The 22536-nt window shown below is 66.9% G+C and carries 29 protein-coding genes; 13 read left to right on the top strand and 16 right to left on the bottom strand.

Going from position 1 to position 22536, the window contains the following annotated elements:
- Positions 1–44 precede the first annotated feature (44 nt).
- Positions 45–1331 (top strand): glycoside hydrolase family 130 protein, encoded by a 1287-nt coding sequence (locus VH326_RS10555; protein WP_329631784.1) that lies wholly within the window; start codon positions 45–47, stop codon positions 1329–1331.
- Here the strand turns inward: VH326_RS10555 and VH326_RS10550 are convergent.
- The 7 genes from VH326_RS10550 to VH326_RS10520 all read right to left on the bottom strand — a co-directional run bounded on the left by VH326_RS10550 (position 1328) and on the right by VH326_RS10520 (position 9403).
- Positions 1328–3280, bottom strand: coding sequence for an OPT family oligopeptide transporter (locus VH326_RS10550; RefSeq protein ID WP_329631783.1), 1953 nt, complete (start codon positions 3278–3280; stop codon positions 1328–1330). The genes VH326_RS10555 and VH326_RS10550 overlap by 4 nt on opposite strands.
- 20 nt (positions 3281–3300) lie before the next feature.
- Positions 3301–3942: a GNAT family N-acetyltransferase gene (locus tag VH326_RS10545; RefSeq protein ID WP_329631782.1), complete on the bottom strand. Its 642-nt coding sequence runs from the start codon at positions 3940–3942 to the stop codon at positions 3301–3303.
- A 130-nt stretch (positions 3943–4072) separates the two neighbouring features.
- Complete coding sequence (locus tag VH326_RS10540; protein ID WP_329631781.1) at positions 4073–5278, bottom strand: M20 family metallopeptidase; 1206 nt, start codon at positions 5276–5278, stop codon at positions 4073–4075.
- Between the two features lie 118 nt (positions 5279–5396).
- Positions 5397–5681 carry a hypothetical protein gene (locus VH326_RS10535; protein ID WP_329631780.1) on the bottom strand — a complete coding sequence of 95 codons (285 nt, stop codon included), beginning with the start codon at positions 5679–5681 and terminating at the stop codon, positions 5397–5399.
- An 85-nt stretch (positions 5682–5766) separates the two neighbouring features.
- The gene (locus VH326_RS10530) at positions 5767–7290 is read right to left on the bottom strand and encodes a Do family serine endopeptidase (RefSeq protein ID WP_329631779.1); all 1524 of its coding nucleotides are present in this window, start codon (positions 7288–7290) and stop codon (positions 5767–5769) included.
- 140 nt (positions 7291–7430) lie between these two features.
- Positions 7431–8309 (bottom strand): protease modulator HflC, encoded by an 879-nt coding sequence (locus VH326_RS10525; RefSeq protein ID WP_329631778.1) that lies wholly within the window; start codon positions 8307–8309, stop codon positions 7431–7433.
- Positions 8306–9403: a protease modulator HflK gene (locus VH326_RS10520; RefSeq protein ID WP_329631777.1), complete on the bottom strand. Its 1098-nt coding sequence runs from the start codon at positions 9401–9403 to the stop codon at positions 8306–8308. The genes VH326_RS10525 and VH326_RS10520 overlap by 4 nt, the downstream gene beginning before the upstream one ends.
- A gap of 112 nt (positions 9404–9515) precedes the next feature.
- On the opposite strand from VH326_RS10520, the gene VH326_RS10515 reads away from it, so the two are divergent.
- The 5 genes from VH326_RS10515 (at position 9516) to VH326_RS10495 (ending at position 12116) form a co-directional block, all read left to right on the top strand.
- Positions 9516–10478, top strand: coding sequence for an Mrp/NBP35 family ATP-binding protein (locus VH326_RS10515; RefSeq protein ID WP_329631817.1), 963 nt, complete (start codon positions 9516–9518; stop codon positions 10476–10478).
- Positions 10478–10909 (top strand): CoA-binding protein, encoded by a 432-nt coding sequence (locus tag VH326_RS10510; RefSeq protein WP_329631776.1) that lies wholly within the window; start codon positions 10478–10480, stop codon positions 10907–10909. The genes VH326_RS10515 and VH326_RS10510 overlap by 1 nt, the downstream gene beginning before the upstream one ends.
- A gap of 62 nt (positions 10910–10971) precedes the next feature.
- On the top strand, positions 10972–11313 hold the full coding sequence (locus tag VH326_RS10505; protein WP_329631775.1) for a hypothetical protein: 342 nt from the start codon (positions 10972–10974) through the stop codon (positions 11311–11313).
- A complete protein-coding gene (locus VH326_RS10500) occupies positions 11310–11762 on the top strand; it encodes a hypothetical protein (protein ID WP_329631774.1) in 453 nt (150 codons plus the stop codon). The genes VH326_RS10505 and VH326_RS10500 overlap by 4 nt, the downstream gene beginning before the upstream one ends.
- Positions 11763–11828: 66 nt before the next feature.
- Positions 11829–12116 (top strand): hypothetical protein, encoded by a 288-nt coding sequence (locus tag VH326_RS10495; protein WP_329631773.1) that lies wholly within the window; start codon positions 11829–11831, stop codon positions 12114–12116.
- On the opposite strand, the gene VH326_RS10490 is transcribed toward VH326_RS10495, so the two are convergent.
- From VH326_RS10490 to VH326_RS10470, 5 genes are all read right to left on the bottom strand, one after another.
- Entirely contained in the window at positions 12113–13402 is a 1290-nt protein-coding gene (locus VH326_RS10490) for a homoserine dehydrogenase (RefSeq protein WP_329631772.1), read from the bottom strand. The two genes, VH326_RS10495 and VH326_RS10490, sit on opposite strands and share 4 nt — an antisense overlap.
- 38 nt (positions 13403–13440) lie before the next feature.
- Complete coding sequence (locus VH326_RS10485; RefSeq protein WP_329631771.1) at positions 13441–13776, bottom strand: hypothetical protein; 336 nt, start codon at positions 13774–13776, stop codon at positions 13441–13443.
- An 84-nt stretch (positions 13777–13860) separates the two neighbouring features.
- Entirely contained in the window at positions 13861–14814 is a 954-nt protein-coding gene (locus tag VH326_RS10480; protein WP_329631770.1) for an isopenicillin N synthase family dioxygenase, read from the bottom strand.
- A 70-nt stretch (positions 14815–14884) separates the two neighbouring features.
- Positions 14885–15418 (bottom strand): hypothetical protein, encoded by a 534-nt coding sequence (locus VH326_RS10475; protein ID WP_329631769.1) that lies wholly within the window; start codon positions 15416–15418, stop codon positions 14885–14887.
- A gap of 68 nt (positions 15419–15486) precedes the next feature.
- Positions 15487–15891, bottom strand: coding sequence for a DUF3597 domain-containing protein (locus VH326_RS10470; protein WP_329631768.1), 405 nt, complete (start codon positions 15889–15891; stop codon positions 15487–15489).
- A gap of 106 nt (positions 15892–15997) precedes the next feature.
- On the opposite strand from VH326_RS10470, the gene VH326_RS10465 reads away from it, so the two are divergent.
- The 6 genes from VH326_RS10465 to VH326_RS10440 all read left to right on the top strand — a co-directional run bounded on the left by VH326_RS10465 (position 15998) and on the right by VH326_RS10440 (position 20134).
- On the top strand, positions 15998–17227 hold the full coding sequence (locus tag VH326_RS10465) for a multidrug effflux MFS transporter (RefSeq protein WP_329631767.1): 1230 nt from the start codon (positions 15998–16000) through the stop codon (positions 17225–17227).
- A 73-nt stretch (positions 17228–17300) separates the two neighbouring features.
- Positions 17301–17630, top strand: coding sequence for a DNA primase (locus VH326_RS10460; RefSeq protein WP_329631766.1), 330 nt, complete (start codon positions 17301–17303; stop codon positions 17628–17630).
- Positions 17631–17688: 58 nt separating this feature from the next.
- Entirely contained in the window at positions 17689–18306 is a 618-nt protein-coding gene (locus tag VH326_RS10455; protein WP_329631765.1) for a YdeI/OmpD-associated family protein, read from the top strand.
- A gap of 101 nt (positions 18307–18407) precedes the next feature.
- Complete coding sequence (locus VH326_RS10450; protein ID WP_329631764.1) at positions 18408–18824, top strand: biopolymer transporter ExbD; 417 nt, start codon at positions 18408–18410, stop codon at positions 18822–18824.
- A gap of 60 nt (positions 18825–18884) precedes the next feature.
- A complete protein-coding gene (locus VH326_RS10445; protein WP_329631763.1) occupies positions 18885–19520 on the top strand; it encodes a hypothetical protein in 636 nt (211 codons plus the stop codon).
- Between the two features lie 104 nt (positions 19521–19624).
- The gene (locus VH326_RS10440) at positions 19625–20134 is read left to right on the top strand and encodes a CHRD domain-containing protein (RefSeq protein ID WP_329631762.1); all 510 of its coding nucleotides are present in this window, start codon (positions 19625–19627) and stop codon (positions 20132–20134) included.
- A gap of 119 nt (positions 20135–20253) precedes the next feature.
- On the opposite strand, the gene VH326_RS10435 is transcribed toward VH326_RS10440, so the two are convergent.
- From VH326_RS10435 to VH326_RS10425, 3 genes are all read right to left on the bottom strand, one after another.
- Positions 20254–20748, bottom strand: coding sequence for a thermonuclease family protein (locus VH326_RS10435; RefSeq protein WP_329631761.1), 495 nt, complete (start codon positions 20746–20748; stop codon positions 20254–20256).
- 87 nt (positions 20749–20835) lie between these two features.
- The gene (locus tag VH326_RS10430; protein WP_329631760.1) at positions 20836–21339 is read right to left on the bottom strand and encodes a hypothetical protein; all 504 of its coding nucleotides are present in this window, start codon (positions 21337–21339) and stop codon (positions 20836–20838) included.
- On the bottom strand, positions 21336–21794 hold the full coding sequence (locus tag VH326_RS10425) for a cytochrome c (RefSeq protein WP_329631759.1): 459 nt from the start codon (positions 21792–21794) through the stop codon (positions 21336–21338). The genes VH326_RS10430 and VH326_RS10425 overlap by 4 nt, the downstream gene beginning before the upstream one ends.
- Positions 21795–21910: 116 nt before the next feature.
- Between VH326_RS10425 and VH326_RS10420 the strand changes: the two genes are divergently transcribed.
- Positions 21911–22114: a hypothetical protein gene (locus VH326_RS10420; protein WP_329631758.1), complete on the top strand. Its 204-nt coding sequence runs from the start codon at positions 21911–21913 to the stop codon at positions 22112–22114.
- An 83-nt stretch (positions 22115–22197) separates the two neighbouring features.
- On the opposite strand, the gene VH326_RS10415 is transcribed toward VH326_RS10420, so the two are convergent.
- Positions 22198–22533 (bottom strand): DMT family protein, encoded by a 336-nt coding sequence (locus tag VH326_RS10415; RefSeq protein ID WP_329631757.1) that lies wholly within the window; start codon positions 22531–22533, stop codon positions 22198–22200.
- Positions 22534–22536: the final 3 nt, after the last annotated feature.

Here is a 22536-nt window from a genome sequence, read left to right as displayed (position 1 = left end):
GAAACGCGGCGCCGCTTGGACGAATTACAAGCGGGGCCGGCTCGTTGCTCGACATCTTTACGCACCGCCTCCGGCTGAAGGCCGATCCGTCACGAGTCGTGGTGCGCCCGTTCCATATCGGCTGGGCACCGGGCGGCGTGTCGTCGGGGCGGACCGAGCGGCTGGTCGGCGAGGTGATGGCACTGTCGCCGAAGGAAACGCACGACGAGCTCGAGATCGTGCTCAAGGACTTCGAGACTCGCCATTGGCAGACGCGGCGCGTGTTTATGACTCGGTACGACGAGATCGAGGACATGCTCGGGCTCGACGGGCACGATATCGGGGACGAGAAGCGCCAGTTGATCGGCGCCTATTTCTGCCACGAATACAGCTATGCCGCCGCGGCCTTGATGAACCCCAGCGCAGTGCCGCATTTCGACCAGTCGGGGATGCCCAAGGGATCGATGCGGATCCTGATGTCGTTGCGCGCGGTCGGTGAGGGGCACATTTCGTCGGTCGCCTTCCGCGAAGGCATCATCACCGCGCAGAACCAGTTGAAGCTTGCGCCCGAGCCGCCCTTCGCGACCGCCGCCGACGTGCGAGGCAGCGACGAGGAAATGGTGCCCTCGGGCCCGGTGACGGTGCACCGCCACCGCGATTCGACGCTGTCGGGCACGGTGATTTTTCCGATCACCGAAGCGCAGTCGAAGGGGCTCGAGGATCTGCGCCTCGTCCAGTTCCACCACGACGACGGCGCGATCGAATGGCTCGGCACGTATACCGCGTATAACGGCTCGCACATTCAGTCGGAGTTGCTCCGGACCCGCGATTTTCGCGCGTTCGACCTCGTGCCGATGACCGGGCCGGCGGCGCGCAACAAGGGCATTGCGCTGTTCCCGCGCAAGATCGGCGGGCGCTACCTCGCGATCGGGCGGCAGGATGGCGAAAACCTCTATCTGCTCGATTCGGATCGCGTCACCCATTGGGAAGAGGGAGCGCGGATCCTCGAGCCCGAATATCCCTGGGAGCTGGTCCAGATCGGCAATTGCGGCCCGCCGATCGAGCTCGACGAGGGCTGGCTATTGCTGACCCACGGCGTCGGCGCGATGCGCAAATATTCGATCGGCGCGGTTCTGCTCGACAAGGACGATCCGGGCAAGGTGATCGGCCGCACGCCGCATCCGATCCTCGCCGCCGCCGACCAGGACCGCGAGGGCTATGTCCCCAACGTCGTCTATTCGTGCGGCGCGATCCGCCACGGCGAGTGCCTATTCCTGCCCTACGGCGTCGCCGACAGCTCGGTCGCGTTCGCGTTCGTGCCGATCAAGGAGCTGTTGGAGTCGATGGCCTAGCGCGACGCTCGCTTGGCGTAGCGGTAAAGCAATGCGAGGATTGCGATGAATAGCAGCGTCCCACCGATCAGCGCCTCGGTCTCGTGCCCCACCCTCAGCCGCAGTGGCGCGTCCTTGTTGGTCAGCCACACGATCAGCGCGAACACGACGCCCCACAGGCTCTCGCCGACGATCATCCCGGTCGCGGTCAGCGTGCCCATGCGTTCGGCGACCTCCGGATTTGCCGAGCGCCGCGCCCAGCGATCGTAGAACCAACCGAGCACCGATCCGAGCACGGTCGGCAGGATCACCGCCATCGGCAGATAGATGCCGAGCGCAACGCCGAGCGGCGGCAGGCGCAGCAGCTTGAGCATGCCGAGCACTTCGTCGAGCACGATCAGCCCGACCCCTGCCAGCGCGCCATACCCCAGCATCGTCCAATTGGCGTCGCCCGACAGCACGCCCTTGGCGAGCGCGGAGATCAGCCCGGCCTGCGGGGCAGCAAGCGCGTTCGGGCCTGCGCCGGGCACGCCGACGAAGCCGATCCCGCTGTTGAGTACGTTGAGCACCGGCGGGATGATGATCGATCCGAACCCGACGCCGATGATCAACGCGACCTGCTGCTTCCACGGGGTCGCACCGACGAGCTGCCCGGTCTTGAGATCCTGGAGGTTGTCGTTCGAGATCGTCGCGACCCCGAACACGATCCCGGTGACGATCAGCGAATAGGCGATCAGCGCGCCGGTCATGTCGCTGCCAGGATGCTGGCCGAACAATCCGACGAGCATCAGCGCGGACGCCAGCACCGACAGGATCCCGATCCCCGACACGGGCGAGTTGGACGCACCGATCAGCCCGGCCATATAGCCGGTGACCGCCGCGATCAGCAGGCCGATCACCAGCACGAACACCAGCGCGCCGGCGATCAGCGCGATCGCCGATCCGGCGAGCGGGCCGCCGTGCACCACATCCCACAACAGCCAGGCGATCGGCACCAAAGTCAGCAGCGATCCGACGACCACCCATTTGATCGGCAAGTCCTGCTCCTCGACCGCGAGCGCCTGCCCCGCGTGGCGCGCAGCGCTGGCGGCGATCGCCGATCGCACGCCGCCGATCACCGGCCCGGCGATCTTGACCAGGGTCCAGATCGCCGACACGCCGATCACCCCGGCGCCGAAGAAGCGAACGTCCTTGGTGAAGATCGCCCCGGCCCAGGCGCTGATATCGCCCGGCATCGGCTGTTGCGCGGTCAGGATCGGCAGTAGCACGAACCAGCCGATCACGAGGCCGAGGCCCATCGCGGCACCGACCGAAATGCCGACGAGGTGCCCGACGCCGACCAGGGCGAACGAAAGGCTGCCCGAAATGCCGGTCGCGCCGCGCCCGACGCGGAAGAAGGTCGCGGCGGTGTCGGTGACGATCTTGGTCTGGGTGAAGATCGCGAATGCCGCCGAGGCGAGGCTGTTCCAGATCAATACCCAAAGGCCGCGGCGGCTTTCTTCTTCGCCCTCGCGCGATCCGGCGCCGATCTCCAACACCGCCGCCGCGGCGACCCCTTCCGGGTAGGGCAGATCGGTATCGATGACGAGCGCGCGGCGCAGCGGGACCGAGAACATCACGCCGAGAATACCGCCGGTCGCGGTGATCAGCGCAGTCTGGACATAGGGAAAACCGTGCCACCAGCCGATCATCACGAGCCCCGGCAACACGAAGATGATCGCGGCCAGCGTTCCCGCCGCCGAGGCGACGGTCTGGACGATGTTGTTCTCCAGGATCGACGAATCCTTGAACATTCGCAGGATCGCCATCGAGATCACCGCCGCCGGGATCGAGGTCGCGAAGGTCAGCCCGACCTTGAGCCCGAGATAGACGTTCGCCGCCGTGAACAAGAGCGTGATCAGCCCGCCGAGCAGGACGCCGCGCAACGTAAGTTCGGCGAGGGGGCGGGTGGGGGCGGTGGTGTCGGTCATGCCGGCACCGTGGCACAGATTTATGGGCTGCGCGAGACGGTGGTGTAGTCGCTGTGCAGCGACCAGCCGAGCGTTTCATAGAGCGCGCGCCCGGCCGGGGTCGCGCAGAGCACGGCGTCGGCGATGCTCTGGCGTTCGGCCTCGGCGGCGAGCGCGCGCATGATTGCGGTGGCGAGGCCGTGGCGCTGGTGCGCGTCGGCGGTGCGGATGCGATCGAACACGACGAGATCGCCCATCGCGACGATCCGTCCGCGCGCGGTTTCCTCGTCCGCCGGGTCGCGGATGTGCGCGAAGGTGACGGGGCCGTCGTGCGTGGTGGCCAACGAGTAACCGGCCGGCAAGGCGAACGGCCGGTCGAGCATCGCCGCGACCGGCGCGGTCATCATGTAGCCGGGCGGTGCGACCTCCCAGCCCGCCGGCAGCAATGGCGCGACTTCGGAGGCCGGGGCGCAGACCTTGAGATAGAGGCGCGGGCGGTCGATCTTCGCGGCGAGCGCGCGGATCGCGTCGCGGTCGAGGGTCGCGAAGATATAGCGGCCAACCTGCTCTTCGCTCGCGACATGGATATAGAGCCCGCCCTCGCGCGACACCGGCGGCGCGACCCCGCGCGAGATCGCCCACGCTTCGGCCCAGCGCGCGATGAGGAGGGGGTCGGCGTTCACTTACTCCCCTCCCTTCGCGGGACGGCTGGGAATGCGGGGACGTGTTCGCTACGGTTGCGTTCTGCGCGGATGCCGGACCGCCGCAGCCGGACCCACCCCCAGCCCCTCCCTTGCGGGGAGGGGAGAGACATCACCCGAACCCATTCTCCAAAAACCGCTCGGCATAGGCGCAGTGCATCGCGATGCCCTTGGCCATCACCGATTCCTCGATCGTCATCCTGGTGTTGTGGAGCGGCGGGTTCTTCGACGGGTCGCTACCGTCGGGCGCGACGCCGATGAACGCCATCGCGCCGGGCACTTCGCGCAGGACATAGCTGAAATCCTCGCCGCCCATGATCGGCGCCGGCATCGGCTGCCATTGGCCCTGTTCGAGGCTGTCCGAAACCTGCTCGACCAGCGCCACCGCGCGCGGATCGCACATCGTCACCGGATAGCCTTCGTCGATCCGCACCTCGGCCGTAAGACCGTGCGCCTGCGCGACGTGCTCGACGATGCGGGTGAGGCCGGCGCGTGCCTTTTCCCGGGTCTTCGACGACAGCGTGCGGAGCGTGCCGATCATCTTCACCTCGCCCGGCACGATGTTGTACGCGCTGCCCGCCTCGATCTTGGTGATCGACAGCACCGCCGGGTCGGTCGCCGGAATTTGCCGCGCGACGAACACCGACAGCGCGGTGACGATCTCGGCGGCGACGGGGATCGGGTCGAGGCAATCGTGCGGCATCGCGGCGTGGCCGCCCGCGCCCTTGACGGTGATGTTGAGCGCGTCGGTCGAGGCGAGCAGCGGGCCTGACCGAGTCTGGATCGCGCCGGCGCGGGCGTTGGGGGTGATGTGGAGCGCAAACGCGCTGTCGGGCCGAGCGATATCGAGCAGCCCGTCCTCGATCATGAAGCGCGCGCCGTGATGCCCTTCCTCGCCCGGCTGGAACATGAACACGACGGTGCCGGGCAGCTTGTCCTTGCGAGCGCTGAGCGCGCGCGCGGCGCCGACCAGCATTGAGCAATGGCTGTCGTGGCCACAGGCATGCATCGCGTTCGGCACCTGGCTGGCGAAGTCGAGCCCAGTCTCCTCGGGCATCGGCAGCGCGTCCATGTCGCCGCGCAGCAAGACAGTACGGCCATTGTCGCCGCCGCCGCGCAGGATCGCGACGAACCCGGTGGTCGAGGTCGATTCGTGAATCTCGAGCGGTAAGCCCTCGAGCGCGGCGCGCAGTTTGGCGGTGGTCCGCGGGCAATGGTTGCCGATTTCGGGATCGGCATGGATTGCGCGTCGCAGCGTCACGATCTCGGCAAGCTCGGCCTCGCCGGCGGCGGTCCAGTCGGTGGTGAATTCGGTCATGCAGAAACTCCCTCGTCCGGCTGGGACGAGGGAGTTCTAGCGGGCGCTCGGTCCCGAGTCAGCCCTTCAGGTTGGCGGAGCCTGGAGGATATCGCGGCTCAGGTGCCGATGCCTTCGTTCAAACCATCGGCGCGTTATCAACCATTTCTTGGGGAGTGACCATTCCGTCTTGATTTCCATCAAGTGCTTGAAACCAAGCACCGGTCTGAAGAGGGTTCATCCCATGATCCGCTCCCCAATTCGAAAATTCGCCGGGATCCAATGCCCCATTGTGATCCGTATCCCAGCGATCAATACTCGGAGGGGGCGGAGGATTAACCGGGGTCTTCGTACTCGCCATCACCGGCGCGGATTGCGTCAATACGACAAGCGCTGCCACAGCAGTAATAGACAATCTTTGCATCACATCTCCTGGGTTATCATTTGCATTCGAGCAAATAATTTAAAGTAGATGCCAGCGCAAGGGTTTAGACGTAACTATAGAAACGCTACTTCAGCTTGACCGCAATGTAGAGCGACCCCTGCCGCGCGCGCGTGATGTAGAGCAGCACCGTCGTCCGCCCCGCCGCCTTGGCGGCGCTGATCTGCGCGGCGAACTGCGCCGGGGTCGTCACGTTGACGCGATTAACCGACGAGATGATGTCGCCGCGCTGCAGGCTCTTGGCGGCCGCATCGCTCGACGCATCGACATTGGTGATGACGACACCCGCTACGCTGCCCGGCTGAATGCCCAAGCTGTTGGCGATGCCGGGGGTGAGCGCGGTCACTTGGATGCCGAGCAGGTTGGCGGATGCGCGCAGTTCGGGTGCCCCCGGGGAGCCACTGCCGTCGTCCGGCGCGCCGCCCGGTACCAGCTTGGCGAGTTCCTCGTCGGTCGGACGCGTGCCAATAACGGCGTTGAGCGTCAGCGGCTTGCCGTCGCGGATCACCGACAGGCGCGCGGTCGAGCCCGGCGCCAGATTCGCGACCAGATATGACAGCGACTGCTGCGAGTTCACATCCCGGCCGTTGACTGCGGTGATCACATCACCTTGCTTGATACCGGCCCTGTCGGCGGCTTGGCCCGGTTCGACCCGCCCGATTAGCTCGCCCTTGTCCTTAGGAATGCCGAGCGACTCAGCGATATCCTCGGTGATCTCCTGACGGTTGACGCCGAGATAGCCGCGCTGGATCTTGCCGCCCTTCATCATCGTGTCGATGAGCGGCTTGGCTACCTCTGCCGGAATCGCGAAGCCGATGCCGACGGAGCCCTCGCTCGGCGAAAAGATTTGCGAGTTGATGCCGATCACGTTGCCATTCATGTCGAACATCGGGCCTCCCGAATTGCCTTTGTTGATCGCGGCATCGGTCTGGATGAAGCGGTCGTACGCGCCACCTCCCGGCGTCACGCGATTGAGCGCTGAGATGATTCCAGCAGTCACCGTGCCGCCGAGTCCAAAAGGCTCGCCGATCGCAACCACCCAGTCGCCGACGCGCGCGCGGGTCGAATCGCCAAATTTTACGAACGGTAGATTAGCGGCGTCGATCTTGAGCACGGCGAGATCGGAAGCCGTGTCAGTACCGATCACGCGCGCGACATATTCCTTGCGGTCGGCAAGCGTGATGGTGATCGATTCGACCTTCGCGCCCTTTGCCGCCGCGGTGATGACGTGCGCGTTGGTGACGATGTAGCCGTCGGGTGAGATGATGAAGCCCGACCCCAGGCTCTGGCCTTCGCGCGTGACTGGCTGACCGTCATCGCCGCTGCCGTTGCCGTCGCCGAACAGCTGCATCAGCGGGTTTTGCTCGGCGGCTACCTGCACCTTCTGCTTGGTCGAGACGTTGACGACCGCTGGCTGCAGCTTGGCGACCATGTCGGCAAAGCTCATCGGCGCGCCGGCACGCGGGACGGCGGCGGCGATCGTACCGGGCTCGTTCTGGGCGGTCTGGGCGCTGGCGGAGGGCTGGAGCACGAGCGTGGAGGCGGCGCCTCCGAGCAGCAAAGCAGTGGTAATGGCGTAAGCGTAGCGCACGTGAATGTCTTCCTCTCGTCTCGACGGCAGTCAGTCTTTGCCCCGGTTTGGGCCGGCTTATGCCGCGGTCTGGCTGAACGGCGATTGAATATGAACGGATTGCAAGAAAAGCGATTGGCCGAACCCGACAGCTCAGCCGATCATTTTCCGCCGCCTTCGAATTGCTTCAGATAGGAATTGTCCGGGTTGAGGATAAGGTTGGTGTCGCCCTGCGGCATCTTGCCGTTCGAGTCCGGCCCGAACGTGTAGCGGTACGACTGCATCGCGCGATAGAAGTCGTAGAACGCCGGATCCTGATTGAACGCGTCGGCAAAGATCTTCGCGGCTTCGGTATCGGCGGCGGCGCGAATGACCAATGCATCGCGCAAACCCTCCGAGCGGATCGTCTGCGCTTGCTGCAGACGCGTGTTCTTCATCCGGTCGAGCGCCGATTGCAGCGGCGATCCGTCGGGATAGTCGGCATGCTTAATCCGGACGTCGATGATCTGGACCCCGTAATCGCGGGCGAAACTCTGCAAGCCGACCTGAATGTTATCCATCAACTGGCCGCGCTCGGGGCTGAGCAGTGCCCGGAAATCGACCTTGCCGAGCTCGGAGCGTAGCGCCGACGCGAACAGCGGCGACAGTTTGTCGGTGACTCGCTGCTCGGCACCGTTGCTCAGGCCGACCGCGCGGACCAGTCGCAGCGGATCGACGATGCGGAACCGCGCGAAGGCATCGACCTCGAGCCGCTGCTGGTCGGTCGACAGCACCGGCTGGTTGTTGAGATCGAGGTTGAGCACACGCTTGTCGATCCACACCAGCCGATCGACGAAGGGAATCCGCGCCATCAGCCCGGCACCGGTCTGGCCCAGCATCTGCCCCGGCTGCCAGCGATTGACGGTGCCCTGCGGCTGTTCCCAGCGGACGATGACGGCCTGCTCGGTTTCCGGCACGATCGCGAAGGTGCTCGCCGCGACGATGAGGACGAGCAATGCGGCGATGCCGAGCGAGATCGGGTTGCGGAGCCAGGCCATCATTGGCCTCCCGCCGCGGGAGCTTTAGCCCCCGGATCGGTCAGAACCCTGCCCCCCGGCAACGGCAGCACCGGCGCGATGCCGCGTGGCTCGACGATGGTCTTGTTGGTTTTGGACAGGATCGATTCCATCGTCTCGTAATACATGCGGCGGCGGGTGGGGTCGGGCGCGAGCTTGTATTGTGCGTAATAGCCGTTGAAGCGCGCCGCCTCGCCCTGCGCGTTGGCCACCACCTGCAAGGCATAGCCGCGCGCCTGGGTGATATTCGACTGGCGCTCATTCTGCGCGGCGGTGACGTCCTTGAACGCGTCGCTGACTTGCGATGGCGCGGCGGCATTGTTGAGCGCGACGCTGACGATATGGATACCCGACTGATAGTCGCTCAGGATCTTTTGCATCGCTTCGGCGACTTGGGTCTGGATCGACAATTTGCCGTTGCCCAGCACCTCGTCGAGCGTCGAATTGGCGATGATCGCCCGGATCGCGGTCTCGGCAGTCGCCTTGACCGCATCGTCCGGGTTAGCCAGCTCAAAGGCGTATTTCTGCGGATCGGAGATGTTCCACTGCACCGAATAGCTGAGATCGACCAGATTGCCGTCGCCCGTCAGCACCAGATTGGGAGCGCTGTCGTTCGCATCGGGAAAGGCAAAGGTCTGGATGCCGGTGACGTTAATCTTCTGCACGGTGGCGATCGGGGCCGGGAGCGTCATCCGGATGCCGGGGGAGAGCGTCCCCGAATAGCGTCCGAAATAGGTGACGACGCCGATTTCCTGCGTGCCGATCGTGTGGAAGCTGGTCAGCAGCAGCCAGGCGATCACGACCAGCCCGGTGCCGAGTCCCCACAAGGTACGGGCATTGCCGCCGCCGGGTAGCTGAAACCCGCCGCCGCCACGTCCGCCGCCACCGCTGCCGTTGCCGCGCGCGCGCTTGAGCAAGTCGTCGAGCGCGGTCGGCTTTGCCGCGCGGCGCGGGCCGCCGGGGGGCTGCGCCCAGGGGTTGCGCGGGCCAGCATCGTCGCCGCCGCCGCTCTCGCCCTTGTCGTCGCTGCCGTCATCACTGCTGCTGCCGCCGCCCCAGGGGCTTTTCGGTTTGGACATGAAGAAGGGGAAGGGGCGCCGCCAGGCGCGGGATGTCGTCATGCCTGCCCTTATAGGTGCGCGTGCGCGGAAAAACAGTGGCAAGCGGCGGCATCGGGCCTATCTCGCCGCGATGATCGACGACAAGGGATTGGCGGCGCGGATCGACGCGGCAGCAAAGGGACGAGCGACGACTCGGATCGATGGCGCGCGGGCGAGTGTGATCCTCGACGCGACCGGGCTCGGCGCGGCCGAGCGCCACGCGATGGAGGCTGCGGTGCGTGCCGCTGCACTGGCCGACCCGGGCGTGGACGAGGTTCGCGTCGCGCTGACCAGCGAGCGCGTCGGCCGCCGCTTGATCGCGGTCGCGAGCGGCAAGGGCGGGGTCGGCAAGTCGACCGTCGCCACCAATCTCGCGGTCGCGCTGGCGCGCGGCGGGCGCAAGGTGGGGCTGGTCGATGCCGATATTTACGGTCCCTCGCAGCCGACGCTGATGGGGGTGGAAGGTACCAAGCCAGAGGCGCGCGACAAGACGATGATCCCCGTCGCGACACCCTACGGCGTGCCGATCCTGTCGATGGGGCAGCTCGTCGCACCCGGCCAGGCGATCGCGTGGCGCGGGCCGATGGCGGCGAGTGCGTTGGGGCAGTTGATCGAGGGCGATTGGGGCAGCGCCGATACGCTGGTGGTCGACATGCCGCCGGGCACCGGCGACGTGCAGCTGACGATGATCCAGAAATACAAACCGGCCGGCGCGGTGATCGTCTCGACGCCGCAGGACCTCGCGCTGATCGACGCTCGCCGCGCGATCGATTTGTTCGCCAAGGCCGGCGTGCCGGTGATCGGACTGGTCGAGAACATGGCTGGCTATGCCTGCCCGCATTGCGGCGAAGTGTCAGACCCGTTCGGGCAGGGTGGCGCGGAGACGGCGGCCAGGGAGCTCGGCGTGCCGTTCCTCGGCAGGGTGCCGCTGGCGATGGCGATCCGCGAGGCCTCCGATGCCGGCACGCCGCCTGCGGCAGGGAACGCGTCCGAAGGGGCGGCGTTCGGTGATATGGCCGCGAAAGTAGAAAAGTGGCTGAAGGAGTCCCGCTGATGCCGCTCACCGCCGATCAGGATATCCGCGATCTCCTCACCAACGCCCGCACGATCGCGATGGTCGGCGCGTCGGACCGGCCCGACCGGCCGAGCTACGGCGTAATGGCGATGCTCCAGCGCCACGGCTATCGCGTGATTCCGGTCAACCCGCAGATCACCGGCGAGCACGTCCATGGCGAGTTCGTGTTCCGCGAGCTGGCGCAGATCGGGGTGCCGATCGACATCGTCGACATCTTCCGGCGGCCGCTGGCTGCCGGCGAAGCGGTCGACGAAGCCATCGCCGCCGGCGCCAAGGCGGTGTGGATGCAACTCGGCGTGATCAACGAAGAGGCCGCCGCGCGCGCCGAGGCGGCGGGGCTCAAGGTGGTGATGGACCGCTGTCCCGCGATCGACATTCCGCGGCTGGGCGTGCCGCGTATCACGCAGTAAACAGACCCAAATCCGCCGCAATCGCATGGCATTGCGGCGGCACAATTCGGCGGGAGTCGAGCATGCTGTTATGGTTCGCGTGGCAAGCCGTTGGCGACCTCGATGCCGCGATGGCGCGCTATCGCGACCGCACGCGCGCAACCGTCGAGTGCCATCCCCAGCGGGTCGACGACATCGTGATCTGCGATCGCCGCGCCGCCGACCGGTATCGGCTGCCGCTGATCCAACTCGACCCCGACAATCCCAAGAACGAGCCCGTCGCCGTCGAGCGCGACCGGCTGCTCGCGCGGACCAACAATTGCACCGAGAAATCGACCTTTCTGGTCGGCTGCGGCAAGGTCGGCGTAACCGCGAGCACGCGCTCCGGTCTGACCGGTGACGGCCAGCGCCCGATCGCGCCATGATCGCATTGCTCCTCCTCGCGCTGCAGACCGCGCCGGTCGGCGCGAACCCGCCACCCGCGCCGCCGAAATCCGAACGCTGGTCGATCCTGGTCCCCACGCCCGACCAGCCTTGCGTCCCGGCGTCGGACCGGGAGACCAAACGCGACGATATCGTCATTTGCGCCACCAACCGGCCGTCGCCGCGGCTGCCCGATCCGGCGTCGGTACCGTCGTCGGGCCCGGTCCCGTCCAATCGCTATATGACCGGCTCCGGCGCGCTCGCGGCGCAAGCGACGCCATGCCCGATCAGCCGCGAGTGCGTGGTTGGGTTCGGACCGCCGATCGTGCCGATGATCAAGGGCGCGGTCGATCTCGCCAGGCGCGCCTTTGCCAAGAAGCCCGACAAGACCGGCCGCGTGCCGATCCCGCTCGACGACAGCGACCCGCCGACGGGGCGATTACTGCCCTGACTGGCACGCAACCCCTTCGATCCTCACGCGTTTTGGCATGGGGACAATCGAGACAGGGGTCGTCCGATGTTCATGCCGTTGGTCGCGTTACTGAGTACCGCCGCAGGGCAGTCGCTCGCGTATACTTTGCCACCCCCGCCCAAGCCCGAACGCTGCACCGGGCGATGCGCGGCGCGCTATCGCTTGCCGGGGTCGAGCGACGACGATGCATCGGCCAAGGATCGCGCGCTCCGCGACGATGGCAGCAAGTGTGACGTGGTCGGCGCGCAGCGTTGCCTGTCGGCGCGGCACACCATCCTGCGATCGGACGAGGATCCCGAGGATACGTGGCGAGCGATGCTTGGCGGCGATTAGAGGATGTGCATCCATAGCGGATCGCCGGCCAGGCTCGACGATCCGCGCAATTTGTCGAGCGCGTGCGCGACCGCGCGTTCGGGTCCTTCGTGCGTGACGATCGCGACCAATACGCTGCCGTCGCCATTGGCACCGCGCTGCATTAGGCTTTCGATCGACACCCCGGCGTCGCGCATGGCCGCCGCGATCTCCGCGAGCACCCCAACCTTGTCCGCGACCATGAAGCGCAAATACGCGCGACCGCGCCGCTCGCCGCTGTCGGCGGGGGCGAGCGCCGACAGGCTGGCGGCGGGCATGGCGTAGGGCGGGCCGAACTCGCCGCGCGCGATGTCGATCAGGTCGGCCACGACGGCGCTCGCGGTCGGTCCGTCGCCTGCACCGGCGCCCTGGAACAGCAGCCGCCCGACGAAATTGCCCTCTGCGACGACGGCATTGAGCGCGCCCGATACGTGTGCGAGCGGATCGTCGGCGGCGACGAGGTGCGGGTGGACTCGCTGGAACAGGCCATTGGGACCGGCCTCCGCCACGCCGACCAGCCGCACGCGATACCCGAGCGCCGCCGCCTCGGCGATGTCGGCGGCGAGGATTTGGCGAATGCCGCTGGACTGGACGTCGGCGAACGCGGGGCGCGTGCCGAACGACAGGCTGGCGAGGATCGACAGCTTGTGCGCGGCATCGACGCCGTCGATATCGAAGCTCGGGTCGGCCTCGGCGAAACCCAGCGCCTGCGCTTCGGCCAGCACATCGGCGAAGTCGCGGCCCTCGGCCTCCATCTTGGTCAGGATGAAATTGCAGGTGCCGTTGAGGATGCCATAAACCCGGTCGATGCGGTTGGCGGCGGCGCCGTCGCGCAAGCCCTTGATCACCGGCACGCCGCCCGCGACCGCAGCTTCGAATTTGAGCGCGACGCCGGCCGCTTCGGCGGCCTCGGCGAGTTCGAGTCCATGATGCGCAAGCAACGCCTTGTTGGCGGTGATGAGGCTCTTGCCCGCCTCCAGCGTAGCGCGCGCCAGCGCCAGCGCGGGCCCGTCCGATCCGCCGATCAGTTCGACGACGACGTCGATGTCGGGATGCCCGGCAAGCCGCGCGGTGTCGTCGACCCAGGCGAAGCGCGCGATATCGACGCCGCGGTCCTTGGAGCGGTCGCGCGCCGACACCGCGACGATCTCGATCGCTCGGCCTGCGCGGCGTTCGATCAGCTCGCGATTGGCGTCGAGCAGCCGAACGACCCCGCCACCGACGGTGCCGAGGCCGGCCAAGGCGACGCGAAGAGGATCGGCGGTCATCGCCCGCCGCCTACGAAGCGAGCGAGCGATTGTCTATGTCAGGCGCGCGGCAGCGCGATCCCAAGCGCGCCAGCCAGCGCCGCGCGCCGAAGCACCGCGCTGGAAGGGCCGGGGACGCCCGAACCGGCGAGACAGCCCGCGAAGATCGGATCGAGCCGGCGCGCGGCGGCATAGGCGTCGTCGGAACCGAGTTGGGCACGGACCAGCATCAGGCTGGCGTTGCGATCGCGCCCGATGACGCAGCGCGCGACCCCGGCCCAGCGGCGCATCAGCCCGGCCTGCGGCATGCCGGCGCGATCGGTCTGGCGAATCGCCGTGTTGCCCTGGAGCTGCATGTCGATCCCGGGCCGCGCATCGGCGATGGTGGCGAGCATCAGCCCGCCTAGCCCCAAGCAAATACTGATCGTCGCGCGACGCATCGAACCCTCCCGCTGCCTCGCGTCCATAGCATGAATCGCTCAGGCTTTCACCAGTCCGATTTCGACCAGCCGTTCGTGCAGATAGTCGTGCGACGTGATCGGGGTCGGATAATAGTTGGGGTTGTCCGTCGAAATGCAGCTCGGCAGCGTCTCGATCAGGAATTCCGGATTGGGGTGGAGGAAGAACGGCATCGAGTAACGCGAGAATCCGCGGCGCTCGGGCGGCGGATTGACGACGCGGTGCGTGGTCGAGGGCAGCACGTTGTTGGTCAGCCGTTGCAGCATGTCGCCGACATTGACGACCAGCGCACCCTCGGGCGGGTGGATCGCCAGCCATTCGCCGTTACGGTCGAGCAGTTGCAAGCCGGCTTCCTCGGCGCCGAGCAGCAAAGTGATCAGGTTGATGTCCTCGTGCGCGCCGGCGCGGACGCCCTCGGCATCGGCGGGGATCGGCGGATAATGGAGCAGCCGCAGGATTGAGTTGCCGTGATCAACCACGGTGTCGAAATAGGATGGGTCGAGCTTGAGATGCCGCGCGATCGCCGACAGCAGGCGAAGCCCGGCGCGGTCGAACGCATTCCACAGATCGGTCAGCGCTTCCTTGAACTCGGCGGGCCGCGACGGCCAGACATTGGGCATCATGTCCTTCGCCGCCGGATGCCCCTCGGGCAGATCGCGGCCGACATGCCAGAATTCCTTCAGGTCGACGTGCTTGGCGTCCTTGGCGATCTCGGTCTTGAACGGCGTGTAGCCGCGCTGGCCGCCGAGTGCGGCATCGTAATAGCTCTGCTTTTCCTCGACCGGCAGCGCGAAGAATTCTTCGGTCAGCTTCCAGGCGCGGGCGATCAGTTCCGGCGAAATGCCATGGTCGGCGATGACCGCGAAGCCGAACCGTTCGAACGACCCGCCGAACGCCGCGGCGAATGCGTCGGGATCGCGCGCCTCATCCGCAAGGCTGAGCGCGGGGACTTGGGCGGAAGGGGTGTCGAGCATGGCTGGTATCCGAAAATCTCTTGTGCGAAAGATCCAGGATAAACCCTAAAGCGCCGCGCGAACAGGGTGGTTAGTCGTCCGACGCCACGGCGCCCATGTCGATCGTCCCCTGCGACTTATTCGCGCCATCGTCAGCGAGCTTCATCGTGAAATCGGCATCGTCGTTGGTCTTCCCGACCAAGCCGTTGCCGTCGGGCGCCAGTTTGAAGCCGGCTTTGTCGAGGCGCGGCTTGAGCCACTCGCGCACCGTCGCGGCGCTGGCCGGGCTGGTGAACGCGACGACGACTCGACCGCGATTCTTGTTGCCGTCGTCGTCATCGGCGTTTTCGACGTTGAGCGAGGTGATCGTCGACCCCGGATAAAGATGCACGCCGTTGAGATCGAAATCCTTCGCATCGACGGTGAATTTGGGGATTTTCAGGTCGGCCTTGAACCCGCCCGCGTCGATCTTGAGGTTGCCGTCCTTGATCGTTCCGCTCGCAGTCCCGTCGGACGTATTGCCGCTGATGCTGATCGCGGTGCCGTTGCCGCTATTGTCGCCGTCCTTGTCGCTGCAGGCGCCAAGCGCGAGCGCGGCGCTTGCGAGTAGCGCGAAGCGGATCATGGCAGGCTCCAGGTGATTTATCTCGGCAACACGCTAGGAGCCCGCCATCATCGGGTCAAGCGATACGCTCAACCGTTCATCAGCCGCTCCATCGTCTTCTGGTGCAGCCACACGTTCATCGCCGCGCTGTCGTTGGTGTCGCCGGTATAGCCGAGCTCGCCGGCGAGCTGCTTGCGCGCCTCAAGGCTCGAATCCTGCCCGATCGCCTTCATCAGATCGACGATCGAGGTCTTGTAGTTGAGCTGCTCGCCGCGCGCCTGCGCATGCTTTTCGAGCACCGCGTAGATTTCGTCCTCGCTGAGTTTGGCAGGCGCGGGGGCGGGAGCGGGGGCAGGTGTCGGGGCTAGTGCAGGCGCCGCTTGCGGTGCCGGGGCCGGCGTTGGCGTCGGGGCCGGGGCGGGTGCCGGCGCTGGCCGGGGTGTCGGGGTTCCCGACCCGAAGATCGCGTTCTTGATCGCGCCGAAAATGCTCATCCTATTTTCCCTTGGATTGGTCGGGGCGTAACGCGTGGATGCCGCCGCGGCTCCCGCGCCCATTTTCGGGGCTGACCTCACTCGCCGTGTCGGGCATGGGGGCCGAATGCAGCAGGCCGAGCTTTCCCCGCGCGACGCGCCGTCGTCGCCGATCCGGTTCGTCGAATTCGTCGCGCTGATCGCGGCGTTGATGGCGGTCGGCGCGCTCGGCATCGACACGATGCTTCCCGCGCTGCCCGATGTCGGGCGCGATCTCGGCGCGACCGCGCGCGACTTGCCGCTCGTCATCGTGATGTTCTCGACCGGGTTCGGCGTCGCGCAATTGGCGCACGGCCCGCTCGCCGACCGTTTTGGCCGCCGCCCGGTGCTGATCGGCGCTCTCGCCTGGTACGTCGTGATGAACCTGGCGTGCGCCGCCGCGAGCAGCCTCGACATGCTGTTGACCGCGCGAGTCTGCGCCGGGCTCGGCATCGCCGCGACGCGGGTGGTGACGATCGCGCTGATCCGCGATTGCTATTCGGGGCGCGCGATGGCGCGAGTCACCAGCCTCGCGGTGATGACCTTCATGGTGTTCCCGATCATCGCCCCGAGCATCGGGCAGGCGATCCTCGCGTTCGGATCGTGGCGGCTGATCTTCAACATGATCGCGGTGGTCAGCACGCTGATCGCCGGCTGGTTCATTCTGCGCATGCCCGAAACGCTGGCGGCCGAGAACCGCGTCCCGCTCGAATGGCGGCGGCTGGTCGCCAACTGGCGCTTCACGCTCGCCGACCGTCAGTCGGTCGGATACGCCGCGGCGGTGATCGGGCTGCAGGGCGCGCTGTTCGGCTACATCACCAGCATCCAGCCGATCGTCGCCGATGTGTTCCATCAGCCGCACCGCCTCGGCCTCGTCTTCGCCTTGTGCGCGGGAACGATGATGGTCGGCAATCTGCTCAACTCGCGGATCGTAATGTGGCTGGGGATGCGGCGCATCTCGCACGGCGCGATGCTGGTGCTGATCGTCGCGGCATCGTCGAGTTTGCTGATCGAGCATCTCGGCTTGGAAAGCCTGTGGACGTTCGTCGTGCTGCAGGCGGTGACGATGATGTGCTTCGGGCTCGCCGCGTCGAACTGCTCGGCGATGGCGATGGCCAACATGGGTGCGATCGCCGGGACAGCGTCGAGCCTGCAGGGGTTCGTGATCACCACCGGCGGCGCGCTGATCGGCGGGGTGATCGGGACGTCGTTCGACGGCACGACGACGCCGCTTCATTCGGGCTTCCTCGCCGCCGGGCTGGTCGCGCTGACCTTGGCGGCGATCGTCGAGCGCGGGCGGCTGTTCCGGCCGACCTGAGCTTTCGTCGCACGCGCGGGAACCGCCGTGCCCGTTGCGCCGTTCGTTTGTCGATCATTACGGGAGACGAAGCATGGGCGGTTATCAGGTGCCGGGGCTGGGGCCAGGCGACGACGGCTATGACGAGGAAGGCTATGACGAGAGCCAGCGCGCCGAAATTCTCGAGGCGACTCGCGACGGCCCGACCGACGGCACGCTGATTACCGACCTCCAGCCCGATCTCGGCGACGATCCCGAGGACGACGACATCGAAATGAAGGATAGCGACGTCGGCGAGGAAGACGACGATGCCGACCAGGACGAGGACGATATCGACGAGGACGAAGTGCAGGACAGCCTCGACGACGATGATGTCGAGGATGACGATCTTAGCGACGCCGACGATGAGGCGCTCAACCCCTGAGGCGTTGACCGTGCCCGGCGAGCTTCGATAGACTGGCGGCTTCGAGGGGGGAACCGCCATGTCCACCGATCCGCGCATCGACGCCTATATCGCGGGCAAGCCCGAATTCGCGCGACCCATCCTCGACCATATCCGCGCCCGGCTCCACGCCGCCTGCCCCGAGGTCGAGGAGTCGATCAAGTGGAGCATGCCCGCATTCCTGTATCGCGGGCGGCCGCTCGCCAACATGGCGGCGTTCAAGGCGCATGCGAGCTTCGGGTTCTGGGATCGGAGCGCCTTGCTTTCCGCCGGGGAATTCGCCGACGTCGCGGCGAGGGGCCGCGATGGGATGGGCTTGTACGGCAAGCTGACATCGATTGCCGACTTGCCCGACGACGCGACGTTCGAGGCGCAGATCCGCCAGGCGGTTGCCTATGCCGAGCGCGACGATCGGCCCAAGCGCGCGGCGCGGCAGGCCAAGCCGGAAGCCGAAGTGCCTGCCGCGCTCGCCGAAGCGCTCGCCGGTGACGATGCGGCGAAGGCGATTTGGGAGGCGTTTTCGCCGAGCTGTCGTCGCGAATATTGCGAATGGGTCGCCGGCGCGAAGCGCGATGAGACTCGCGCAAAGCGCGTGGCCACGACCGTCGAGCAGCTTCGCGCGGGCAAGAAGCTCAACTGGAAGTACGAAAACTGCTGACCGCGGCAGTGGCGTAGCGACCACGCACGGGTAGCTGCATCGACACTTGCGTCTTTCCTCGGGTGTGATACGTTATTACATGACGATAAGAGGAGGATGCGATGGTTTCACGCGTGCAATCCGAACCGATCGCGACGATCAACATCACGCCGTTGATCGACGTCATGCTCGTTCTGCTGATCATGATGATCCTCACGATCCCGACGATGACTCACAAGGTGACGATCGATCTGCCTGTCGGTGAGCCATTGCAATCGACTGCTCCGGAGAAAATGCACCGGCTCGATATCGCGGCGTCGGGGGCACTGACGTTCGACGGCGCCGCGACCGACGAAGCCAGGCTGACCGCGCAGCTCGAGCCGCTGGTCGGCGACCATCAGGCGCTGCTGACGGTCAATGCCGACGCCGAGGCGCGCTACGAGACGTTCGACCGCGTGCTCGCGACGATCAAGCGCGCGGGCGTGACTCGGCTGGGCTTTGCGGGCAACGATCGGTTCGCGAACTACGGCGCGCCGTGAGGCTCCGCCGGAACGTCGCGGTGAGGGAGGAGGGTGTTCAGCGAGGTTCCTGACATGCGCATGATTCTGCTCCTTTCGATGGTGATGCTAGCCGCCTGCGCGCAGCAGCCGTCAGCGAGCAGCGGTGCCACCGGCACCAGCGGTGCTGCCGGCACGGCTCAAGGCGACACCCACCTTGCTGCCGCAAGCTCTGCGACGCCACAGGTCCCCACCGTCACGCCCAGCCCTGCGCCGTCGCCCGCTGAGCCAAACCAGCCTAGAGGGTTGCCCGACGAGGGGACGTCGGTCGCCGAACAGCCGGTCGTCCCCGACAGTCCGCAGGGCGCGGCAAAGGTCGTCCAGAGTTATTACGCGATGATCGAAGGCGGTAAGTATAGCCAAGCCTGGCTTCTCTGGGCGGGGCGCGGGGCGGCGAGCGGGATGTCGGTCACCGCTTTCGAAGCGAGCTTCGCGAAATACCGTGACTATCAGGCCGCTGTCGGTGCGCCGGGACGCGAAGATGCCGGCGCCGGTCAGCGCTACGTCTCCGTGCCGGTTCAAGTCCATGCGCGGCTCAAGACCGGGGCGCCGGCCGATTTGCGGGGGCAAGTCGTTCTTCACCGAACCGCCGACATCGACGGAGCGACCGCCGAGGACAAGACGTGGCGAATCCGTTCGATCAATCTCAAGCCGGCCCCGGCGGCAAACCCCAAGTGACCGGCAATCGCGCTGCCGCCTGTTGCAAAGGCGTTTCCTTCATGCTGACGACAGGTGATATCGGCTAACCGATCCACCTTCACGTCCGATTCAGAGGAAACTCGATGGTCCGTTTGTTCCCGATCGCCGCGATTGCAGCCATCGCGATCGCCAGCCCGGTCTTCGCCAAGATGCTGACATTCCGCGCGACACTGACCGGCACCGCGGCGCCGACGATCACGGGGTCGCCGGCGCGCGGCACCGCGACGATCAAGGTCGATACCCGATCGAAGCGCGTGTCGGTCGATCTTGACGTCACCGGCGTGACGCTCGACCAGCTCGCCGACGCGCTGGTCGCCAAGCCGATCGGGCCGGTGCATTTCCACGAATATCGCGGTCCCGACGATGTCGAGCTGGTGCTGCCATTGCCCTATGGGTCCGATTACCGTGCCACCGAAAACGGCTTCCACGTCACGATGCGCGACTACGATTACGACGCGGGCGCCAAGCTGGTAAACACCGGCACGACGTTCGAGGAGTTCGTCAACGGACTGCGCGGCGGGCGGATCGTGCTCAACGTCCACACCGACAAATTCCCCGACGGGGAGATCAGCGGGAAGGCGATGCCGCGCTGAGCGAAGAAGGCGCGGGCGGCTCCCCCCGGGGCCGCCCGCGCGTCGCCCGGCCGCCACTAGGGTTGCGGTCGGCGCCGAAGCGCGACCATGAAGCCAACGCGCGGCGAAGGCTTGTAAATTTACGACACGTCGGCGGCGTCGCACCATGGCAGGCGGCGCCCGGTCCAGCGCCGCGCCAGTCGCTCGCCGACCAGTTGCTCGCCGAGCGATTGCCCGTCGCGCTCGACGATTCGGAGCAGTCGTCCATAGCGGTCGGTGTCGCGGTCGGCGGGCGCCAGCGTAACCGGGCCAGCGTTGAGCAGCTCCTGCAGCCGGAGCGTCGCCCGGTCGCCGAGATCAGCTTCATGGGCGCAGCGCGACGGGTGAGTCTCGGGCGCGTCGATATCGGCGACTCGGACCTTTTCGCCCTGGATCCAGAAGGTGTCGCCGTCGACCACGCAATTGGTCCCGCCGCCGGTGTGGCACAGCGAGAAGTGCGCCACGACCGGCGCAGGCCCCGCCGCGCTCGCCGCGCCGGGGTTGTGGCCGACGCTGAGCCACGCCGCCGCCAGCCCGGCGAGCGCACCGCCGCCGAGCACCGCACCCAACTGGCGCCATGTGTTGCCGTCCTGCATCGGGCGAGTCTGCCCGCCGACGGTAAGCAATACGTCAACGAGCCGGCCCGAATCGGCGCGAACCGGGGGTTATCGCCTCCGGAACGGTTACTTCGGCTTGGCCGGTTTGCAGGCGGCGCCGGGCGTCGCGCAATAGTCGGTCCATGCCTGTTTCTTGAAGTCGAACCCGTCGAGCGCCCCGGCAACCGCCATCATCGCCCCCGGCTCGGCCGCGCGCCACGCCTTGGCCGAGGGGGTCGCGAGGAATGCGGCGGTGGCGCGCATGTCCTCGATCGACATGGTCGCCGCATATTGCCGCGCGATCACGGTGTAGATCCGGTCCTCGACTCGCGCGAGCGTCGCGGCGGCGCTGGCCCGCAAGCGCGCCCTGGCGGCCGCGTCGAGTCCGGGGTGCTGGTCGGCGAGTTCGCCGATCTCGCGCGCCGACATCGCGCCGATTATCGTGGCAAACGCGCCGTTCGCGGCGAGCTGCCGCCCCAGCGCCTCGGCCTCCGGGCTCGCAGGCGGGGGCACCGGCGCGGGCAGCGGCCGAGTCTGCGCGAGCGCCGGCGCCGCGATCATCAGCGCGGCGAGCGCCAGCCGCTTCGTCATTTCCGATCCGGCTGGCGGTATCCGTCGTGGCATGCCGAGCACGTGCCGCGCACCACCGCCCATTGCGCCGCGATCCCCGGCTTGTCGCCCGCTTTGGCGAGGTCGCCGAGCGTGCGCGCCGCGGCCTCGTAATTCGCCGCCGCTTTCTCGAACCCGGCGCGGTCGCTCCACACGCTCGGAAGCGCCTTGGTCGTGCCGCCGTCGCTCCCCGCCGGGAACAGCCCGGGCAGCGCGTGCCCCCAGGCGGCGAGCGCCCTCGCCGAAAAGCCCAGCTTGGTGACGTCGCCGCCGCCGTCGATCGCCGCCTTCATCCCGCCGAAGGTCGCCCCCGACAGCGCCATCGCCGCCTGCCGCGCCGCGATCAGGTCGTCGGCGTCCGCGCGCCGTTTCTGCACCGCCGCGGTCAGCAGTCCCGCCGCCGCCACCAACATGATCGCCGATATCGTCCTGCTCACGCGCGCTCTCCCTGTGGTTTGCCCGGATGCTATGCCGATGCGCGGCGGGCGGCAATCCCGCCGTTAACCGCATCCGCAGCACAGGCGTTAACACTGCCGTGCACATAGATGTCGCCATGTTCTCGTCGAAGATCTTCCGCAGCCGCTGGGCCGCCTTGTTCTGGGCGGGCGGGATCATCTGGACGGCGTACGACGTCGCGGAGGCCAACGTGCCCGATCCGGCGGCGAACAATGTTGCGGCGGCGGACACCGACGCGACGGGGGTGGCGGTCGACAAGGCCGATCTCGCCGTATTGGCTAATGCGGTAAGCGCAGAGTAAATCTGCGCCTTCGGCCGGATCGAGCTGCGCTCGTCCGTCGCCAGCGGGTCGGTGCGAGACGCCGATTGGCGGGACTGATCCGCTCACCTCCCCACGAACACGAACGCCACCGCCCCCACCATGCACGCGAACGCGCCGACGTACCGCCAGCCGATCGGTTCCCCCAGCACCGTCACCATGAAGATCGCGAACACCAACAGCGTGATCACTTCCTGCGTGATCTTGAGCTGTCCGCCGCTCCACCCGCTGGCATAGCCGATCCGGTTGGCCGGCACCGCGAGGCAATATTCGAACAACGCGATCCCCCAGCTGATCGCGATCACGATCCAGATCGGCTTGGTCATCCCGCCTTTGAGGTGCCAGTACCAGGCGGTGGTCATGAAGCAGTTGGAGACTGCGAGGAGGGCGATGGTGTACATGTC

It is taken from the genome of Sphingomonas sp. (assembly GCF_036269755.1).
Taxonomy (GTDB): Bacteria; Pseudomonadota; Alphaproteobacteria; order Sphingomonadales; family Sphingomonadaceae; genus Sphingomonas.
Note: the sequence above shows the minus strand (reverse complement) of the source record. Positions and strands in the feature narration are given on the sequence as shown.